An 18414-nucleotide genomic window follows, 5' to 3' on the forward strand; every position below is an offset into this window, starting at 1 on the left:
GTCTCAGTTATTGGACCTGTTGACCTTTCAGGATTAAAATTCGTTCAATCTAGGGGCTATTTAATCGCGGCGCGAGGTTTGTAACCTAGTGGGCTCGATAACTGCTCCTGCGTTATTCTACTGACTTACATCCCTGTAAGAATAAGTAAAAACCGAGCAACAAAGAGTAAATAGCCCCTAGACAGAACCCTTCGGGCAGCGCATGTTTGGCATTTGTGCTACGTTATCGCCTATTTATGGGGAATAAACACTACACAGGCTCTGCCTTGCCTAAATACCAAACATACTGCTGCAAATTTAACCTCGAAAGATAAACAGGCCCTAGCTAATAAGCGTTTCAAGTAAGCTCAAATTAATAGGTTTAAGTAAAACTCGGTCTATATTTAAATCTTTTATTTCTCTAGGATCTGGCTCTGCACCACTTACAATTACCAAGCGAAGCTCTGGATATCGCTCATTAATTTGCTGGCCTAAATCAGTGCCACGTCCATCGGGTAAATGCATATCTAGCAATACTTTATTAAATTGCTGGTCGTGATTAAGTATTTGTAAACATTGCGCGCAACTTGACGCAATCACCGTCTCAACACCTAAACTTTCTAAAAGTAGCTGCGTAATTTGCGCTGCATCGTGATCGTCTTCTACCAGTAAAAAACGTTGTTTTTTCTCGGTTAAGCCATTACTACAATGTATATTTTTAGCTTGCGGTGCATGCTCCGGCGCGACTAAATAATCTTGCAGGCACTGGTATAAAGCAGCGCTATCAACGGGCTTTGGTATTACATCGTTAAAGCCAAGGGCTGCAAGCTCTTCGCGTATCCCTTTCATTGTAGCTGCCGTAAGCGCAATTATTGGGCCTTTGTAGCCCATTTTTCTGAGCTCTATGGTAGCTTCCTTGCCGCCCATTACAGGCATATGAATATCAATAAAAATAATATCGTAAGGCGCTTTATACGCATCTGCAATACGCACTTTTTCAAGTGCTTGCTGCCCATGTTCGGCGTAATCTACGCGCGCACCACAGGTACTGATCATATGCCCTACTAACATGCGTAAATCACGTAAATCATCAACTACTAATACTCGCCCATGCACTTTGCATGGGGCCGATTTACTTTGTAGTTGTGGAACGCTGCTAAAATTAAGTACTTGTCGTTCTACTTCGCTAATATCACCTGGATACACCGAAATCGTAAATGTAGCACCCTTGCCAATTTCAGAGTGCAAACTAATATTACCGTGCATACGCGCTAACAACTCAGCACATATTGCCAAGCCAAGGCCTGCACCACCTACAGAGCGTGATTCCACATCGGCTATCTGCTCAAATGGCTTAAATATTAGTTCTTGTTTTTCAGGGGCAATGCCCATGCCTGAATCTTTAATGCTAAAAAATAGCATTTCATGATCATCAACCCACTGCGTCCACGCATTAACAACAATTTCGCCTTTATCGGTAAATTTAACCGCATTGTTTATTAAGTTTATTAAAATTTGGCGAACTCTTGTTGCATCCAGTCGTGCAACTAAGGGCAATGGCTGTTGAGATTCAAAACGCAGTGTAAGGCCTTTATCAAGCACCGATACACGCATTAAGGTGTATACATCGGCAAGCATGCTATCAAGGTTAACTTCGCTTAAGGTCAGTTCGAGTTTATCGGCCGCTATTTTAGATAAATCGAGCACGTCGTTTAACAAGCTCAATAAATGTTTACCATTTCGATAAATAACACCCAATTCATTTTCTGCTTGCTGACTAAAATCGCTCTGCATTAATAATTCGGTGTAACCTAAAATAGATGATAGAGGGGTTCTTAATTCATGGCTCAAATGAGCTAAAAAGCGGTCTTTTGAACGATTTTCAGCTTCGGCTTTTAAACGTTCAACTCGCTCGCCTTCAACATCTTTACGAGCAAGTGCATAACGAATAGCACGTGCAAAACGGCTCGAACTCATTTCTGTTTTTATTAAGTAATCTACTGCACCGGCGTCAAGCGCTGCCGAGTCTAACTCATCGTTTGACTGCCCGGTAAGCATAATAATTGGGCCGCTAAAGCCATTCGCAATGGCCTCTTTTAATACATCTAAACCATTAGATGCACCCAAGCGGTAATCAAGCAAGCAAATGTCGTGCTCATTTTTACTAAGCGTTGCAATTGCCTGCTCTGGGGAGCTTATCCATTGAATGTTAAACGTGTGTGAATCCAATTGGTCCAGATAGTCGCAGGTGAGTATATAATCATCTTCATCGTCCTCTACAAGCAGCAACTGAGTCACTTTATCTAACATACAATCTCCATTAATCGTTAAATGTTGTCGGTAGCTCTACAAACTCTACCCAGTATTTTCCTAGCGTTTTCATCAAATCAACCAAACCATCAAACGTCACTGGTTTTGTAATATAAGATGCAGCACCTAAGTTATACCCTTTAACCATATCTTCTTCTTGCTTAGATGTAGTTAAAATAACGACCGGAATTCCCTTTAAATTAGGGTTCCCTTTTATAGCTTCAAGCGCTTCACGGCCATCCATTCTTGGCATATTTAGATCAAGTAATATTAATCCTGGTCGCGGCGACACTGTTTTATCTTCAAACTTACCTTTACGTTCTAAATATTCAAGTAACTCAACGCCGTCTTCTACAAAATGAAGCTCGTTAAGTACACGGCTTTCGGCAAGGGCATCTTGTGTTAACAAACGATCATCTTCATCATCGTCTGCCATTAAAATAGTAATCGGTTTTACTTTTGAATAGGGCATTTAAGCCTCTCCTTGCAATGTGAAAAGCGCAGCTTCCACAGGTAGTTTTATAATGAAGGTTGCACCTTCACCGTCTTTACTTTGGGCTGTAATTGTTCCGCCATGGCGTTCCACAATACGCCTACATACAGAAAGGCCAATACCCGTACCTTTATATTGTGAGCGGCCATGTAAACGTTGAAACGGTACAAATATTTTATCGGCATAGTCTTGTGAAAAACCAATACCGTTATCTTCTATAGTAATAACTTGAAAGCTTAAATTAGCATTATGATCCTCGCTAAAAATGTCTTCATGCTGGTAACTAATTTTTATATGTGGACTTACATCTGGGCGTCTAAATTTAACAGCATTCGACAACAAGTTTAAAAACAACTGCTGCATTTGGCTCTTATCAGCCTGAATAACTGGTAAATCCTCTACATCAACTTGTGTATTAGACTCGCCTATCGCAATTTCTAAATCACTGAGTATATCGGTTACAACGTCGTTTAAATTTGTATCATCAAAATCTTTACCACGGGTGGTAATACGTGAAAACTCTAGTAAGTCGTTTATTAAATTAGACATGCGTTGCGCCGCATTTTTCATGCGTCCAATATAATCAATACCCTTTTCACCAAGCTCATCCTTAAACATAGTTTCGAGTCGGTCACTAAATGCCTGAATTTTCCTAAGAGGCTCTTGTAAGTCATGGCTTGCAACAAAAGCAAACTCCTCAAGCTCTCGGTTACTTCGGCTCAGTTCATCAGAATACAAAGTTAGCTCTTGTGTACGCTCAGACACTTTAGTTGCTAATGTTTCGTTTTGTTTTTCAAGCTCAAAGCGATACCGTGCCGCATTTCTTAAATTAAGCCGCGTCATTACAAACATACCTATAATAAGTAATATGCTTGTGACTGCTGTAATAGCAAACGTGATTTTAGCTTCATTCTTAATTTGCGCTAACTTTGAAAAATGGCTCACTTTAAAGAGTAATTCACGGTCTTGAATTTCATTAACATACTCTCTAATTTGCTTATAAAGCTCCCTGCCTTTATGTGTATTTAACACATACAATGCACGCCTTTCTCTATCATCAAGTGCCAGATTTACGGTTTGTTTTAGCTCTTTAATTTTACTATCGACAAGTACAAGTAGTTGGGCAATACGCTCAGCTTGGCCATCAATTTCAGAGTGCAACGACTTAACATGATCTGTCTGCGCTTCAATTTGCCCAACAGCATCGTAGTAAGGCGTTAAATAGTCAGTCTCTTCTGTTAATAAATAGCCACGCTGGCCTGATTCAGCCTGAACTATTGACAAATGTAGTTGCTCAATTGCTGTTGTCAGCATATTAGTGTTGTCTAAACTCTTTTGGGTTTGTGTTAAACCTTGAATCGTATTCAATGCTAAAAATGCGTTACCCACAATAATACTCAACACAACAACTATAAAAGCTGCCCAAGTAATATTCGCTTTCCCTTGATGTTCTTGTTTGCTCATTTAGCTTCCCGAATTAGCGTTTATACAACACTTAATATTTATTGAGAGTCAGTTATTTTTTGTAAACTTTCACTACACTGTTGACAGTTGTTAATAATCTTATCAAGCGCATCTAACGCTTTTTCTTTTGGCATATCGTTTTCGAGTACCAACTTAATAAGCTCTGCATTCATCGATATACGATTAAGCGGCGCTCTTGCATCGTGTACTAATTTGTTTAGCTGCTCTGTTTGGTTATCGGATGTCATGCCCTTCCTCAAATCTATTTGTATTCGCCAATACCGCCATATGCATTAAGGCGGTTATAAAGTGTTTTAGTACTAATGCCCAGCATTTGTGCAGCAAGCGTTTTATTACCTTGCACCTTATCAAGTGTTGCATGAATAAGCTCTTTTTCAACTTCTTCAATAGTTTGCCCTGCTGATACTGGCTTATCTGCAGTTTGGTTATTAACACGTGAAAACGGCGACTCTAAGTTATCAGGTAAAATAATATCGCTAGTTTGCGGGTCACTCATAATGAATGCTCGGTGTATTGCGTGGCGAATTTCGCGCACATTACCTGGCCATTCATAGCTTTGCAGTTCTTTAAGCTGTGCGGGTGTCCAACTAAATGCGGTACCATTTTCATCATTAAGCTGATCTAAAAATGCTTTCGCTAATAAAGGAATATCTTCTTTTCTGTCGCGTAGCGGCGGTATATCAATAGGGAAAACAGCCAACCTAAAGTAAATATCTTCACGAATAATATTATTTTGCGCTAAATCGGTAAGCGAGCGGTTAGTAGCCGAAATAACACGACAATTGGTTGGTATTTCTCTGTTACCACCTACACGTGTTACTTTTTTAGTTTCAAGCACTCGCAGTAAATTTGGCTGCATATCAATTGGCATTTCGGTCACTTCATCTAAAAACAAAGTACCGTTATTTGATTGCTCAAATACCCCTTCTTTACGGGCTATAGCACCGGTAAAGGCGCCTTTTTCATGGCCAAATAATTCACTACCTATTAATTCTTTTGAAAGCGCACCACAGTTGCTCGCCACTAACGGGCCTTCGCACTGGCTTGCGTTATGAATAGCTTGAGCTACAACTTCTTTACCTGCACCACTTTCACCCATCAACATCACATTGGCATTTGTTTTAGCAACGCGTTCAATCATATTGTAAAGCTTGTGCATTACTTCTGATTCGCCAATTAAACCACCAAAGTGACGCGTTATACCGCCCGACTTTGCTTTTTTAACTGCTTTTTTAGGGCCATTTAAAACCAGTTCTAAATCTTCGCGTTGTAATGGCTTTAATAAATGCCCTACATTTGGCTCACACATCTCAGCTAAAATGCCCTTAACTGAAGGATGACCCGATATAAGTGTAATTTTTGGAGATTGCCCAATCGTTTTTAGGTGATCAAGTAAGTGCAAACCGCTACCATCAGGTAACATAAAATCAAGCAGCACATGGTCAAAGGTATTATTTTCAAACCATTGATGTGCTTCTTTTAAACTGGTGGCGGTGCTTATATTGTGGCCGAGGAATTCGACTATGTGGCATACAACGTCACTAAACTCGACGTCATCGTCTACTAAAAGTATGTCTAACATGATAAATCCCTATGCTTTTTTTCTTATTCTACGCATCCTAAATATTAATTTAAAGGCGCACCTAGAATCTAATTACTTAAATAGTTAAGTAATCCAATACTATCTATTTTACCAACCTAATATTTACGTATGCTTAAAAAAAACGATCACAAATTACGAAAAATAATTAAAATCGTTTCTATTTATAGAATGGTAGCAACTGTTATCATTAAAAACCTAAAAAAGGAGACGAAATGCAGCAATTAAAAACCTTAATACATTCAGGTATTAATATTGACCAAGGCAGTCAATTTACCCGTTTAACGGCTCGCGCCATTGTTATTAAAAATAATAAAATACTTTTAATGTATACAAACCGCTATGAAGACTACAGTTTACCTGGTGGTGGAGTAGATGAAGGCGAAAGTATTGAGCAAGGTTTGATGCGTGAACTAAGCGAGGAAACCGGTGCACAAAAAATAAGTGTTGTTAAAGCCTTTGGACTCTATGAAGAATATCGCCCTTGGTATAAAGGCGACTTTGATATTATTCATATTAAATCGTATTGCTTTGTATGTAATATTGCCGACGAGTTTGGCAAAGCACAGTTAGAGCATTATGAGCAGCAAAATGGCATGACCGCTAAATGGGTTGATATTAACGACGCAATTGCACATAACGAGCGCACACTTGCTAATAGTGAAAAACAAGGACTCTCCATTTTACGAGAAACCTACCTATTAAAACGTATTGCTAAAGAACTTCTATAAGTTAAATAAAAATGAGCAATCACCCTTGTAACTTTTGCATAAATCAGTACTTTTTACTGCCTTGGATAATATATTTACAGTAGTAAAAAGTTATTAGCAGAACAAAAACAAGAAACAAACCTTACATTTCAATGGCTTATATTTAATTGACACTGCTTTTTTGATATTGGCTTTTGTTTTGCACCCTTATAGATAATTAATTTGTAAGGAGATAGAAATGAGTAACACAGTTAAAACGATTAATCCGGCAACTGAGCAAACCATTGAAACCTATACGCTACTTTCTCAAAAAGAAGCTGAACAGGTAATCGAAAAATCTCACGAAACATACTTAAAATGGCGCTTAACGTCGTTCACTGAACGTGCGAGATATCTTAATAAGTTAGCCTCACTTTTCGAAGAGCAAAAAGAATCTATTGCAAAACTCATGACCGAAGAAATGGGTAAAGTATACGAGCAAGGCTTTCAAGAAGTTGAACTATGTGCAGCTATTTGTCGTTACACCGCCGAAAACGGCCCACAAGTACTTGCTGACGAAGAACGTGATATGGACGGCGGCCGCGCAATCATTAGCTACCAACCAACGGGCGTATTATTAGGTATTCAACCGTGGAACTTCCCGCTTTATCAAGTAATTCGTTACAGTGCTGCCAACATCATGGCGGGTAACACAACCGTATTAAAACATGCTGGTAACGTATTTGGCATGGCTGAAAAAATTGAAGAGCTATTTAAACAAGCTGGTTTCCCAGAGTATTGCTTTAACAATTTACTTATCGACGGCAAAACCGCCAGTTCTCTAATTGCACACAAAGCAATTAGCGGCGTAACCTTTACGGGTAGTGATGCGACAGGTAAAAAAGTAGCTGAAGAAGCGGGTAAACACGTTAAAAAGACAGTGTTAGAACTTGGTAGTAATGACGCTTACTTAGTACTCGATGATGCCGATTTAGAGCTTGCAGTTAAAACCTGTGTAACAGGTCGCATGATCAATAACGGCGAAACGTGTGTTTCAGCTAAACGTTATGTTGTTGTTGAGTCACTTTACGATGACTTTAAAGCGCAAATTAAAGAGCAGTTTGAAGCCATGAAAATGGGCGACCCAATGGCAGATGACACAGACTTAGGTCCAATGGCCCGTGAAGATTTACGCGACGGTATTCACGACCAAGTAATGGAATCAGTTAAAGCAGGTGCAAAAATAGTAACGGGTGGCGAAATACCATCGCAAACAGGTTACTACTACCCACCAACGCTACTTGATAACTTATCGCCTGGCATGCCTGCGTACGATGACGAATTATTCGGCCCAGTAGCTTCGCTAATAAAAGCGAAAGACAACGACGATGCAATGCGTATCGCTAACGACTCTCGCTACGGTTTAGGCGGTGGTATTTTTTCAAAAGATGAGAAAAAAACCATTGAACTTGCTAAAAAGTACTTTGACACCGGCATGATCAATATTAACGGTTACGGTTTAGCACAGCCTAACTTACCGTTCGGTGGTGTTAAAGGCAGTGGCTATGGCCGAGAGCACGGCGGCTTTGGTATGCGCGAATTTGTTAATGTTAAAAGCATTATGATCGCTAGCTAATTTAGCTGCATAAATGAAATAATTATTTTAAATAGATATTTTTAATACGTGTTTAAAATACAAAAATTACTAAGCCTAAAAGTGGGTAACTGCTTTTAGGCTTTTTTTATAACTTTTAGAAGATTGCTTTTAGAAAGTAATTTTCAGGAGACAGTACTTAGTTTTTAGTAAGAGATAGAACCGAGTTTTTAGTAAGAGATAGAACCGAGTTTTTAGTAAGAGATAGTACCGAGCTTTTAGTAAGAGATAGTACCGAGTTTTAGATATATTCGTAGGTGCGATTTTACATCACACTTTTAAGAATTAAATATCCTTCAAAATAAAAAGTTACAAGCTAACCATTGCTACTTCATTAAGTTTTAAAAATTTAAAACTCACTTCACAATTTAGCTTATTTAATAAAAATGTAAGCACGCTACCTTTGTCGCTATTTTAAATTGCGCTTACAAACCTGTTAAGCCGTGTATTTAAAGACATAAACATAGTGAGCACTATTACAGAAAACATCACAAATATGATGCTTAAACAGAGCGAGACCAAGTACTATTAAGCCCAAAGCTAACTATTAATATGTAGAAGCTAATACCTGAAACTTGACAGACAAAAATGAGCGATTAGCGGTCATTCAGGTGAGTCGTCATTGACTTAGTAAAAATAAAAGAAAACTTTCCTGTTACTTACATGTTTATATAGGCTGCAGAAAGCCTAATATTTATAGCTGGCAATGATTTACGCTATTTGCTATTAATATAAGTTCATAAAATAAGGACGTTTTCGCGCTAAAATAGGGAAAGCGCCCTCTGATAAAGTTGTTTGTTTTATCTCGAGTTTTGGTGGAAATCGGCAATGAATGTATATGATTTAAATTGTTTAAAGTTCTTATCTAATGAGCCTAGCTCCGAAGATGAGTTCAATGACTGGTGTCAACAAAGTGATGTTGCTGAGTTTTTAACTTCGGATATTAATGATGAATACGTAATTTTGTATGCATCAATGCCACATGTATTTATCCATGCAGTATTTTTACCTGAAAAAAATGCGATTAAAGACAATTTCAATAACCTTCTCAACTGGAGTGGAAATCCATTTTCTTCTTGGGGTGTTTCTTGTTCGTCTGAAGATATATCTATAGAAAGTCCTATGTCCAACCTTGGCTGTAAAGAATTAGCTTCTGGAGAGCAAATACTTTTCGCTCGGTCATTTCAATCCATAGGTAACGATGAAACCTATTATGAGCTTAATCAAAAAATATCTCATTCTTTAGATTTACATTACGTTCCCGAAAAAAAATCATGGTGCAAATTAGATTCTCACGGTGAAATTAATGAAGTAATTAAAATACTCAAAGTCCCTAACGCTCGGAAAAACGATGAAGGAACTATTATCTGCGCAAAGAGAGAAATTATTGGGGAGTATGCGGGTATAGAAGGCATGAAGTTATTTCGTATGTTTGACTTTACGCGTTATAAAACTGGTGATTTTAATGGGTGGGGATCAAATAGAGAACATATTGATTTTAATACCACAGGAATCTTTGGAACAATCAATATCGTAAATGGTGTTGGAAGCTACTCTCGAGGTTTTCATATTTCGGATATTTCAGTTTCAAAGAAGAAGTTAATAGCAAATATTTGGGGCCATTCTGACGATGAAGTTGAAAAAGAATATTGTAGCTATGTTGCGCAGGACTGGAAGAATAGTGAAATAAAGGAAGTTTCATGTAACCCAATTCATTTAGCTAACTATTTTACAGAATCTAATCTACCGTTTGAAATAACCCCTGTATTTTTTAAACCAGAAGTATTACTCAAATATAAAGCTGATCGAGATAGGTTCACTTTAAATAGCCGCAGTATATATTGTAGAGGGGCATGGGAACTAAAAACTTTTGATGTCAATACTGCTGGTCAGGTACATACATATTTAATATACCTGAGCCATCTACCATATGAAGAACAATTGCATTGGAAACAATACAATGAGGCTCCAAAAGCACCTATTTCAACTCGCGCTATGGAAAATGATATAAAAGGTGAGTGGAGTAGTGAGTATGATGCGTTATTAAGTTTAAAAGCCAAACTGGCTGAGTTAGATTCAAAAGGTTCTTTATGGTGGAAGCTCAGGGATAAAAACGCTCCAGATAAAGTTAACTATCCGTATACTAGTTCACGCGATGAGTGGGCTGAAGAGATTCTTAACCTAGATCAATTACTAGTTGAAGGCTTAGAAGAAAAATGGCTTAGAAAAAAAGCTAAGGCTTTAAAGTTAAAACCTGATGCGAGATTACGTGCATTAAAATTACTTGAAGTCATCTTAGTTGGTGTTGAATTTGAAGAAGAGCATGCACGTGAAATAATGTCTCCATTCCATATAGTTCACAATGCTCGTTCAATTCTAAAGGGCCACACTCTGGGTACGGAAGCAGAAGATCTTAGAAAAGTGGCTATAACTGAATATGGTAGCTATAAAAATCATTACGAAAAAATTTGCACAGACTGCGATGAGTCACTTGAAATTATTGCAAACGCATTGAGTGAAATTGAATAATGAAACTATTAAGGAGCAGATGCCAGACAGTTAAAATCTCACGCTTCTTCTCCACCTTTAAAAGCTACAGAGCTCGGCGCTAACAATGTTTGCTAATGGCACAAAGGCATACACTAGCAACGAGTGAAAACAAGTCATTCAGGGTCGTTGTCGTTAACTTAGTAATAAAAAGAGGGAGTTTCTCCTTTTCCATATGTTTAAGTAAACTAGAGTGATATTTTAAAGCTGGCAATAAGTTAGAGTATTTGCTAATAATTTATGAGATACAGGCGTTTTAATGTAAAAGTCACTAAAGCGCCTTTTGATTAAACTGTTAGACACGAAGGTGTTAAATATTAGGAGCGATGAATTATTAGCAAAAAACTTTTGCGCTTAGATGGAGAAGAATCTATTGAAGAGTTAACTGAGCAAAATTTACGTGCCAGAATTTTGAAAGAATCTGAAAAGTATTTGAATACGCCAGTTTCTTCATGGCCTAAAATTATATTTAACTGGGATCTGTCAAGAAGCTCTCAACGTTTTGCATTGGACGGTGTAGGAGAAAATGATTTTCAAAAGTACTACCCTGATGGATTTATACTTGGTTATGTTTCGTTAACTGAATTTGATAAAATCTTATGTCATTTTAGTCGAAGAGATGAAGGCGAGTTGTGGGAGCTCGGTTATCCAGATAACTTGGCAAAGCTTATAGTTTATTTATCTGAAAATAGACCAATATCTCCTCCATTGGTAAAACCTGTCGATAATGGAGAGGTTATATTTCAGGGAGGACATCATCGTTATGCTATAGCTAAAGTCACAGATGTTGATGTATTTCCTATTTACATTGAAAAACACAACAAAATTGAAATAGATAAGCGTTTATTTGTAAATTGGAAAAATGCCTAACAAGAGGCAATGGTGCCACCGTTCGATACTGGCACGTATATGAATTGGGCTCTGAGCGAGAAACAGACTATCGGATAAACTCATTTTGGACAAAAACGTTTTAGGTAGTCAGCCGTATTAGGTGAGTTTCGCATAAAAATTTCTATGGGCTAATGCCGCATTTAGGTATGGCAACGCTACTACAAAGCTGAACCAGACCACCATAAACACAAAACCCAACGATGGAATGAAAAATGCCAAGTGTTGGGAATCATTCTTAAATGCTTTGTTATAAGCAAAACTTACACTGTACGTTTCAACGGTTTGGGAAGAAATTTATCAATTTCTTCATCACTGAAAGTCATTTCCTCCATCTCTTTTAGCGCTTTAGACGCCTCAATGTATGCTTTGCTAACCGTACGTGGTGAACCTTTATAATGCTTATGAAGCTCGATTTGAAGCTTATCTCGTTGCACTTTGATAGCCTCCACATCAATTGTTTGAGACTTAATATCGGTAATAAGGGAAAAATACTTTTCTCGGATATTCCACACAGATACCGCTGTATCTGCATGCTTCTGTGCTAGAGCACCTAAGTCATACTTTTTTACGTATGCGTTGATAATTGTAAGTACTAGCGAAATCAGTGCTGAAGCAATACCAATAACTTTATTTTCACCGAATACCGCAACAAAAACACCTGAAGTAGTAACTGCTGACAAGACAATTTGCCAAAACTTAATTCGATTTTGCCTTTTGTTCAATATATCTGCACACTTCTCATGTGTTTTATGAGTCCAAACTACTCGACCAAAACATTCACGTATTTGGGATTCAAGAATTTCAACTTGGGAATTTAGTTCCATAGATTTCACGCCACTTGAGGTTTGCTGATGCGCTCATATTATCACGCTCATAGTCTAATGCTTCAACAGCGATGTTGTAGCAACGTAGTGCTTTATACTCGAATTTACCTTTGCGCCAAACATACTGAGAACTACCAGGAGCTAACCAATAATTTTTATCAGGATCTTGGTCTTTGAGATACGCAAAGAAGTCTCTGGTCATCCAATCATAGTAAGTAAAAGACTTGTCCTTGTGTTCCCATTGCTTTAGAAAGTTATAAGCAAGTGTGTCAATCAATAGACCTCCAATTGGCACGTCCCATTTGTCTTTCCAAGCTCGAGCCATTCGGCATAATCGCTTTAAGTTTTTATTCCAGTGATTGTTTGCTGAATTTATTTCTTTAATTTCGGCTTTTGGATTTGTAACTTTCCACTTACCGCCGTCATTAGTGTCTGGATATGTAAAAGACTCACCATCTTTATTGATGAAAGCTGGCACAATTTCATAACAGATTCCGTCTGTAAAATTCAACTTAACAACTTGCCCATCACCACCAATATGAGTTGTTGAGTATGTTTTCTTGATTGAGTCCCTTACCGCTTGTAAAAGCGCAGATTGACCATTGGTCTGATAACCATTGTATTTCTCGTACAGCTCATAAGGTAACTGGATAATCATATCAATATCACTGACAAATATATCCGTACCTCTTCCATAAGAGCCAACAAATAGACTATAACTAGTATCGCTATCCAAACCTCTGAAGTCAGAGTTAACTCTTTTTGTTATCTGCTTCGCTCTGTAGGATACATTAGAAACAACATCACCTGACATACGTAATGCTGAACAAAACGTAGAAAATTTCTCAGAAATACTCATAACTCTCCTTTTGCTGATAATGCTTAAAGCTGCGGCTGTGAAGCAGTCCGACAGCCCTTACTTGTTATGTTCTTTATTGAGAGTGTATTCAATATCACCACTTCTGAAATCTTCGAGAACAGCTTGAACAAAATCAATCGCATTAACAGATATAGATAGCTCTTGCCTACTTAATTCCCATAGAACAGTAAAATTTTTAATCTTAAGTCTTTCTTGTGTAGGCAAAACTACAAAGGCATTTTCAGGTGAAATAACTTCCGTCTTTGGGGTATTTAGTTCACCTAAATTGGCCACAATCTTCGAACCTAACCATTTTCCAATAAAACTTACTACACCATCTTCTTCAATTGAAGAATCATAGACATTGAATGATATTTGACTACCATGTTTATCAAAGTATTTCTTCGTATCATAATCTTTTCCGTCAAAAGCTAGTTTCATATCCAAATATTGGTTCTGATACAGTTCTCCATTCACATTTATAATCTGGATATATCCATCCCAGTCTGTACCTTGTGGCGTTCTAATTCTCTTTAAATTTATTTCATAATGACCACAAAAATCGATTACTCCAGATTGAAAGCCTTGTGTAGTAACTATCAGTCCTTGGCTATTAGGAATGTCATTTAGCAGGCCCAACATATTTCTTGCGTGTATTAGTGAAACAGGTTTCGAATAATATTTGCATTCAATTAAGATTTTATGACTCACTCCTGCGTATCGATACTCCCAAAAAACATCTATCTGATGCTCAACACCAGATTTCCCTTTTATTTTCACATCGTGTTGCACATCAATATTCTCTACGCCTTCTGACTCAAGAATTGCTCGATATATCTTTTGAGTTAGTAACTCATAATCTTTAGATGTTTCGCAAAGTTCCAATACTTACTCCTTGAACATAACGCTTGACTAACCAGCGAAAAATAGCAGGCTAAAATAAGCGACGAAGGAGTGCAAGACTGCTATTTTGCGTCCTTTGGTTTAGGCGCTTGTTAATTTTACCTGTGGAAATCTCGATTAAAAATTTCGCGTTTTTTTTGATTTATTGAATAATTGCCTTCAAATACTTGCGGACATACTGACATAGAGTAATCAATTACCCCATAGTTTCCATGTTTTAAAACTACACTTTCTAAATCTTCCATTAACTCTGTAATTACAGATTTATCAATTGCCACATCATCCCCGATAGCAACAATGTTTACTGTCACGGAAGCTGAACTCGTATAATGGACATCTAAATGATAAATGCATTCTTCAAGTTTAACTTTAAACTTTGAGCTAGTTTGACTTTCTCGAACTAAACTCCATTCACAATTTAAACCTTCTAGATAATAATGCGGCATAAAACTCTCCTTAATAAAACTAACTTTTTATAGCGAGCGAATCGCGAGTTTTTATACCACAGCGTCGCTCGTTTTTCTGCATGACTCATTTGTAACAAACTTCTTAACTAATTGCCAATACTACTAAAATACAGTGACTCTAGCTTTTTCCTCAGGGTAAAAACGAGCGATTGGGTCGTTTTCCTGACTATGCAAGCAATATACTATGACGAAATAGAAAAGTAATTGTGAGCGGCCGATGTTCGCTCTTGTTAGGAATTCGCCTAAACACGTTTTGGGGCAGAAACGAGTTAATCATGAATGACTGCTCATGGCACTTATAAGACTGTCAGTTTTGATTAAATATTATTAGTCAAACACCTGACAGTTAAGATCTGAGCTAGTGCAAGTTAATACTTATTGACGAATAGCTAGAACTAGCAGCTATCACTTCTTCTCAAACCTCGGCACTTTTCGCTTATCTGCCTTATTCATTGCGAGCTCTTGGATTTCTTCTTGCTTATGCTCTGCCGATTTAGTTTCTAGTGACTCCTGATTGGCATTCTCATAAGAAAGCTCAGTAAGTAGTGCAAAGTGATCAGACCCATATTTAGCTAGGCGCTTGATACGCTTTACTTTAAAGCCTTGGCTGTGAAATAAGTGATCGAGCGGCCAGCGCATAAAAAAGTAACTTGCATGAAAAGTATTATAAAACCCACGACCTTTTCGAGGGTCTAAAAAGCCACTTATTTGCATAAACAAACGGGTGCTACGCGACCATGCAACATCGTTTAAATCGCCGGCAACGATGGTAGGCCGTGTAGGGTTTTTAAGTGCTTTAGCCACCATTATTAGCTCAGAGTCGCGCGGGCGCGATGAGTCTTCCTCCGTTGGGCTTGGTGGTGCGGGGTGAATAAAGTGCCCTTGCATTTCAAGGCCTTCATCGTTTTCAAATAGTATATGAATAGAAGGAATGTCGTCTTCTATTAGCTCACATATTTGTGCATCAAGTATTTTAAATTTACTGTATAAGTGCATGCCGTAGCGGTTGTCTTTAGGGCACTCTATGTAATACGGGTAATTTTTTTTAATAACTGATAATTTATTTTCCCACCAGCTATCGCTCTCAAGTGTAATAAGCAGGTCAGGTTGGTGCTCATCAACAAGGCTAATTAACTGCTCACTTTTATGGTTCGACATAAGTACATTTGCCGACATAATCCTTATACTATGGTCTATATGCTTAGGTGCGCTTTGTACTTCTTTTTTAGCAAGCCACGTATACGGGTAAATCCATTTACCTTGTAAAAACATTATAAGAAATGATGTTAAAGCTATAAATACATAACCTATTGCGCTACTTTGCCATAATAAAAACAACGAAGTAACGGCTACAAAACTGGCAATATAAAATACCTGTAAGCGCACAAAGTCGCAGCTACGCACTAAGTAATGCTGGCTGTACGACATAGGTAATAAGGTAACCAGTAAAAAAAAGCCAATAATTATAGCCAGCGCAATGAGCATTTTAATATCCTTATAAAGTTAATTTAGCGACTTAAAATTGAAAGTATTTCTCGAGTATCGTGCACCATATGGATAACTGTACGGTCTATTTCTATACTCACTGTACCATTATCTCTAGAGCGTTCAATCACTCTACCTCTTTTGTATAAATCGCGTTCTAAAAAGTCGCCTCGGTGATAGCTTTTACTTAGCCCTGGTGGCGTCCAACCTGCGCGAATTAGTTGCTTTGCCTCTTTTTTAGAAAGGTAGCCATTGTCGTTATGCTTATGCGAATGATGATTTTTATGGCCATGTTTATCTTTATGTGGTTTTGCGTTTGCACTGATTGAACATAAAGCCAATACTATTAGTGCTGTGTATATAGGTGCTCTCATAAATAATCTCTAGCATAATTAATAGCTAGAGGTTAACAAATACGGATGAACATCGTATGAAACAACTAACACCTATTTAACGTTGTTTATATTGAGTTTTACAATGGCTTCGCATAATAGCGGGATCGCGTAATTTTAAATGTTTTGTTTTACGCCCTGCATGGCGCTTACGCCACACTTTAAAACTGCCTTTTGAAATATTGTCGCGCATAAAAACCACCAGCTGCGGATACTTTAATCCGTATAGCTGCTCTATTGCCTCGTAGGGGGTTCTATCTTCCCACGCCATTTCGATAATGCGTGACTGCTGCTCAGGATTAAACATGGTATATCTCACAAAATTTAACTTATACGCTAGGTAAAAATACTTAGATCAATGCAATTTAAGCTCAGTAACTGTATAATTAGCATTCAGATTATGTATTTAAATGGTATCGAATTTATATTTATGCGCGCAATATTTCTGTTTTTAGCCTTAACTTTTCCCTCGTTATTACTTGCAGCGCCAAGTAAAACTCTGCGCTGCGTTACAACGCACTACCCTCCTTTTACTATTTACGATGAAAAAGCCGATACATTTACAGGTTTAGATATTGATTACATTAAGTTTATTGAAAAAAACTTAAACCTCAAAATCGACGTTGTTCATTTACCTTGGGCGCGTGTTAAAAAAGAGATGGAGCTGGGCTATTACGACTGCTATTTCTCATTGGCCAACTATAAAGAGCGTACAGAATATTTAGACTTTACTAGCGAGCCTTTGCATACCACTAAGTTTGGTTTATTCACGTTAAATGAAGATAATCTGCTTATTGATGATTTATCAAAAGCCGCTATAGCTATGTTACGCGGTGTTATTCTTCCCAAAATTATCGCTAAAAAGTACAGCCTTGATGAGAATAACCTGCTTCGTTCACTTTCAACTAAAGACACTTTTGAGCTACTTGAAAAAAAACGCGTTGAATACGCAATAACTAACTATCAAGCGGGTTTGTGGTACTCAAAGGAATATAAAAACATTTATGCTCGGCAATTAAATGAGTTTACATTTCCTACTTACATTGCTTTTAAGCGTGGCGTAATTGATACAAAATTAGTTGATGAACAAATAAAGCGTTTTAAAGCACAAGCTCAATAATTAACTCTGCACACATTAAGAGATAACCAATGTTTACAAAACTACCAAAGTGGGTTGAATATGGCGCGTTTACACTGGCATTTATAGCGGGCATCGTTAACGCTGTAGGCTTATTAGGTTTTGAGCATCAAGCCATTTCGCACTTATCAGGCTCTGTTACTTTGTTGGGTATTAAGCTAATGAGCAATACCTCAGCCGCTTTGCTGTTATTTAGCATACTCATTAGCTTTATGTTGGGCTCGGCACTTTCTGGTTTTTTACTTGCAGGGCGTTCATTAAAACTTGGCCGCCATTACGATACGCTCTTATTTATTGAAGGCGCTTTACTGTTAGCAAGTGCCTACCTACTTAATCAATCTTATGTTTATGCAATTACGCTTGCCTCTGCTGCTTGTGGGTTACAAAATGCGTTAGTCACTAATTACAGTGGTGCGGTCGTTCGTACCACACATTTAACGGGTATTTTTACTGACCTTGGTTTAATGATAGGTAAAGCACTTAAAGGTGAGCAATTTGATATGCGTAAAGGCGTTATGTTTTTACTTATTATTGCAGGCTTTTTATTAGGCGGTGTAGCCGGTTTTGTTTTATTTGAGCATTACTTAGTGCTGGCTTTGGTGTTTCCTGCTGTGGCTTGTTTTGTTTTATCAATTACGTATCGGGTTTATAGGTTACGTACGCTTTAACGCAACGAGTTTAAAAGCACATTAAAACCG

18 protein-coding genes are annotated in these 18414 nt (G+C 37.7%); 6 read left to right on the forward strand and 12 right to left on the reverse strand.

Going from position 1 to position 18414, the window contains the following annotated elements; translation table 11 throughout:
* Positions 1-321 precede the first annotated feature (321 nt).
* From BW142_RS01335 to BW142_RS01355, 5 genes are read right to left on the reverse strand one after another with little or no spacing between them, the layout of a single operon-like run.
* Positions 322-2289, reverse strand: a complete 1968-nt coding sequence (locus tag BW142_RS01335) for a response regulator (RefSeq protein WP_024598671.1) — start codon at positions 2287-2289, stop codon at positions 322-324.
* Positions 2290-2299: 10 nt separating this feature from the next.
* On the reverse strand, positions 2300-2761 hold the full coding sequence (locus BW142_RS01340; RefSeq protein WP_002958089.1) for a response regulator: 462 nt from the start codon (positions 2759-2761) through the stop codon (positions 2300-2302).
* The gene (locus tag BW142_RS01345; RefSeq protein ID WP_024598672.1) at positions 2762-4246 is read right to left on the reverse strand and encodes a sensor histidine kinase; all 1485 of its coding nucleotides are present in this window, start codon (positions 4244-4246) and stop codon (positions 2762-2764) included. It abuts the gene before it with no gap.
* Between the two features lie 38 nt (positions 4247-4284).
* Complete coding sequence (locus tag BW142_RS01350) at positions 4285-4494, reverse strand: histidine kinase dimerization/phospho-acceptor domain-containing protein (RefSeq protein ID WP_007581523.1); 210 nt, start codon at positions 4492-4494, stop codon at positions 4285-4287.
* A 14-nt stretch (positions 4495-4508) separates the two neighbouring features.
* Positions 4509-5849 (reverse strand): sigma-54 dependent transcriptional regulator, encoded by a 1341-nt coding sequence (locus BW142_RS01355; RefSeq protein WP_002958086.1) that lies wholly within the window; start codon positions 5847-5849, stop codon positions 4509-4511.
* A gap of 233 nt (positions 5850-6082) precedes the next feature.
* On the opposite strand from BW142_RS01355, the gene BW142_RS01360 reads away from it, so the two are divergent.
* From BW142_RS01360 to BW142_RS01375, 4 genes are all read left to right on the forward strand, one after another.
* Entirely contained in the window at positions 6083-6598 is a 516-nt protein-coding gene (locus BW142_RS01360) for an NUDIX hydrolase (RefSeq protein ID WP_076923636.1), read from the forward strand.
* A gap of 217 nt (positions 6599-6815) precedes the next feature.
* Positions 6816-8192 carry an NAD-dependent succinate-semialdehyde dehydrogenase gene (locus tag BW142_RS01365; RefSeq protein ID WP_076923637.1) on the forward strand — a complete coding sequence of 459 codons (1377 nt, stop codon included), beginning with the start codon at positions 6816-6818 and terminating at the stop codon, positions 8190-8192.
* Positions 8193-9038: 846 nt separating this feature from the next.
* Positions 9039-10739 (forward strand): hypothetical protein, encoded by a 1701-nt coding sequence (locus BW142_RS01370; RefSeq protein WP_076923638.1) that lies wholly within the window; start codon positions 9039-9041, stop codon positions 10737-10739.
* Positions 10740-11105: 366 nt separating this feature from the next.
* Complete coding sequence (locus BW142_RS01375) at positions 11106-11627, forward strand: hypothetical protein (RefSeq protein ID WP_083707537.1); 522 nt, start codon at positions 11106-11108, stop codon at positions 11625-11627.
* A 281-nt stretch (positions 11628-11908) separates the two neighbouring features.
* On the opposite strand, the gene BW142_RS01385 is transcribed toward BW142_RS01375, so the two are convergent.
* The 7 genes from BW142_RS01385 to BW142_RS01415 all read right to left on the reverse strand — a co-directional run bounded on the left by BW142_RS01385 (position 11909) and on the right by BW142_RS01415 (position 16885).
* Positions 11909-12472 (reverse strand): SLATT domain-containing protein, encoded by a 564-nt coding sequence (locus tag BW142_RS01385; RefSeq protein WP_076923641.1) that lies wholly within the window; start codon positions 12470-12472, stop codon positions 11909-11911.
* Entirely contained in the window at positions 12450-13331 is an 882-nt protein-coding gene (locus BW142_RS01390; protein WP_076923642.1) for a nucleotidyltransferase, read from the reverse strand. The genes BW142_RS01385 and BW142_RS01390 overlap by 23 nt, the downstream gene beginning before the upstream one ends.
* A gap of 57 nt (positions 13332-13388) precedes the next feature.
* A complete protein-coding gene (locus tag BW142_RS01395; protein WP_076923643.1) occupies positions 13389-14216 on the reverse strand; it encodes a restriction endonuclease in 828 nt (275 codons plus the stop codon).
* A gap of 116 nt (positions 14217-14332) precedes the next feature.
* Positions 14333-14680 carry a hypothetical protein gene (locus tag BW142_RS01400; RefSeq protein WP_076923644.1) on the reverse strand — a complete coding sequence of 116 codons (348 nt, stop codon included), beginning with the start codon at positions 14678-14680 and terminating at the stop codon, positions 14333-14335.
* A gap of 426 nt (positions 14681-15106) precedes the next feature.
* On the reverse strand, positions 15107-16186 hold the full coding sequence (locus BW142_RS01405) for an endonuclease/exonuclease/phosphatase family protein (protein ID WP_076923645.1): 1080 nt from the start codon (positions 16184-16186) through the stop codon (positions 15107-15109).
* 23 nt (positions 16187-16209) lie between these two features.
* The gene (locus BW142_RS01410) at positions 16210-16560 is read right to left on the reverse strand and encodes a hypothetical protein (protein WP_076923646.1); all 351 of its coding nucleotides are present in this window, start codon (positions 16558-16560) and stop codon (positions 16210-16212) included.
* A 76-nt stretch (positions 16561-16636) separates the two neighbouring features.
* Positions 16637-16885 (reverse strand): TIGR03643 family protein, encoded by a 249-nt coding sequence (locus BW142_RS01415; protein WP_076923647.1) that lies wholly within the window; start codon positions 16883-16885, stop codon positions 16637-16639.
* A 123-nt stretch (positions 16886-17008) separates the two neighbouring features.
* On the opposite strand from BW142_RS01415, the gene BW142_RS01420 reads away from it, so the two are divergent.
* Both BW142_RS01420 and BW142_RS01425 read left to right on the forward strand, forming a co-directional pair.
* The gene (locus BW142_RS01420) at positions 17009-17698 is read left to right on the forward strand and encodes a transporter substrate-binding domain-containing protein (protein WP_076923778.1); all 690 of its coding nucleotides are present in this window, start codon (positions 17009-17011) and stop codon (positions 17696-17698) included.
* A gap of 29 nt (positions 17699-17727) precedes the next feature.
* Positions 17728-18384 (forward strand): YoaK family protein, encoded by a 657-nt coding sequence (locus BW142_RS01425; RefSeq protein ID WP_076923648.1) that lies wholly within the window; start codon positions 17728-17730, stop codon positions 18382-18384.
* Positions 18385-18414: the final 30 nt, after the last annotated feature.

The organism is Pseudoalteromonas sp. EB27 (assembly GCF_001974875.1).
Lineage (GTDB): Bacteria > Pseudomonadota > Gammaproteobacteria > Enterobacterales > Alteromonadaceae > Pseudoalteromonas.

Excerpts from the sequence above, each read along its gene's own strand:
- BW142_RS01340 (WP_002958089.1), bottom strand. The coding sequence starts at position 2,761 with ATGCCCTATTCAAAAGTAAAACCGATTACTATTTTAATGGCAGACGAT.
- BW142_RS01385 (WP_076923641.1), bottom strand. The coding sequence starts at position 12,472 with ATGGAACTAAATTCCCAAGTTGAAATTCTTGAATCCCAAATACGTGAA.
- BW142_RS01365 (WP_076923637.1), top strand. The coding sequence starts at position 6,816 with ATGAGTAACACAGTTAAAACGATTAATCCGGCAACTGAGCAAACCATT.
- BW142_RS01345 (WP_024598672.1), bottom strand. The coding sequence starts at position 4,246 with ATGAGCAAACAAGAACATCAAGGGAAAGCGAATATTACTTGGGCAGCT.
- BW142_RS01350 (WP_007581523.1), bottom strand. The coding sequence starts at position 4,494 with ATGACATCCGATAACCAAACAGAGCAGCTAAACAAATTAGTACACGAT.
- BW142_RS01360 (WP_076923636.1), top strand. The coding sequence starts at position 6,083 with ATGCAGCAATTAAAAACCTTAATACATTCAGGTATTAATATTGACCAA.
- BW142_RS01335 (WP_024598671.1), bottom strand. The coding sequence starts at position 2,289 with ATGTTAGATAAAGTGACTCAGTTGCTGCTTGTAGAGGACGATGAAGAT.
- BW142_RS01415 (WP_076923647.1), bottom strand. The coding sequence starts at position 16,885 with ATGTTTAATCCTGAGCAGCAGTCACGCATTATCGAAATGGCGTGGGAA.
- BW142_RS01425 (WP_076923648.1), top strand. The coding sequence starts at position 17,728 with ATGTTTACAAAACTACCAAAGTGGGTTGAATATGGCGCGTTTACACTG.
- BW142_RS01370 (WP_076923638.1), top strand. The coding sequence starts at position 9,039 with ATGAATGTATATGATTTAAATTGTTTAAAGTTCTTATCTAATGAGCCT.
- BW142_RS01400 (WP_076923644.1), bottom strand. The coding sequence starts at position 14,680 with ATGCCGCATTATTATCTAGAAGGTTTAAATTGTGAATGGAGTTTAGTT.
- BW142_RS01405 (WP_076923645.1), bottom strand. The coding sequence starts at position 16,186 with ATGCTCATTGCGCTGGCTATAATTATTGGCTTTTTTTTACTGGTTACC.
- BW142_RS01355 (WP_002958086.1), bottom strand. The coding sequence starts at position 5,849 with ATGTTAGACATACTTTTAGTAGACGATGACGTCGAGTTTAGTGACGTT.
- BW142_RS01420 (WP_076923778.1), top strand. The coding sequence starts at position 17,009 with ATGCGCGCAATATTTCTGTTTTTAGCCTTAACTTTTCCCTCGTTATTA.
- BW142_RS01410 (WP_076923646.1), bottom strand. The coding sequence starts at position 16,560 with ATGAGAGCACCTATATACACAGCACTAATAGTATTGGCTTTATGTTCA.
- BW142_RS01390 (WP_076923642.1), bottom strand. The coding sequence starts at position 13,331 with ATGAGTATTTCTGAGAAATTTTCTACGTTTTGTTCAGCATTACGTATG.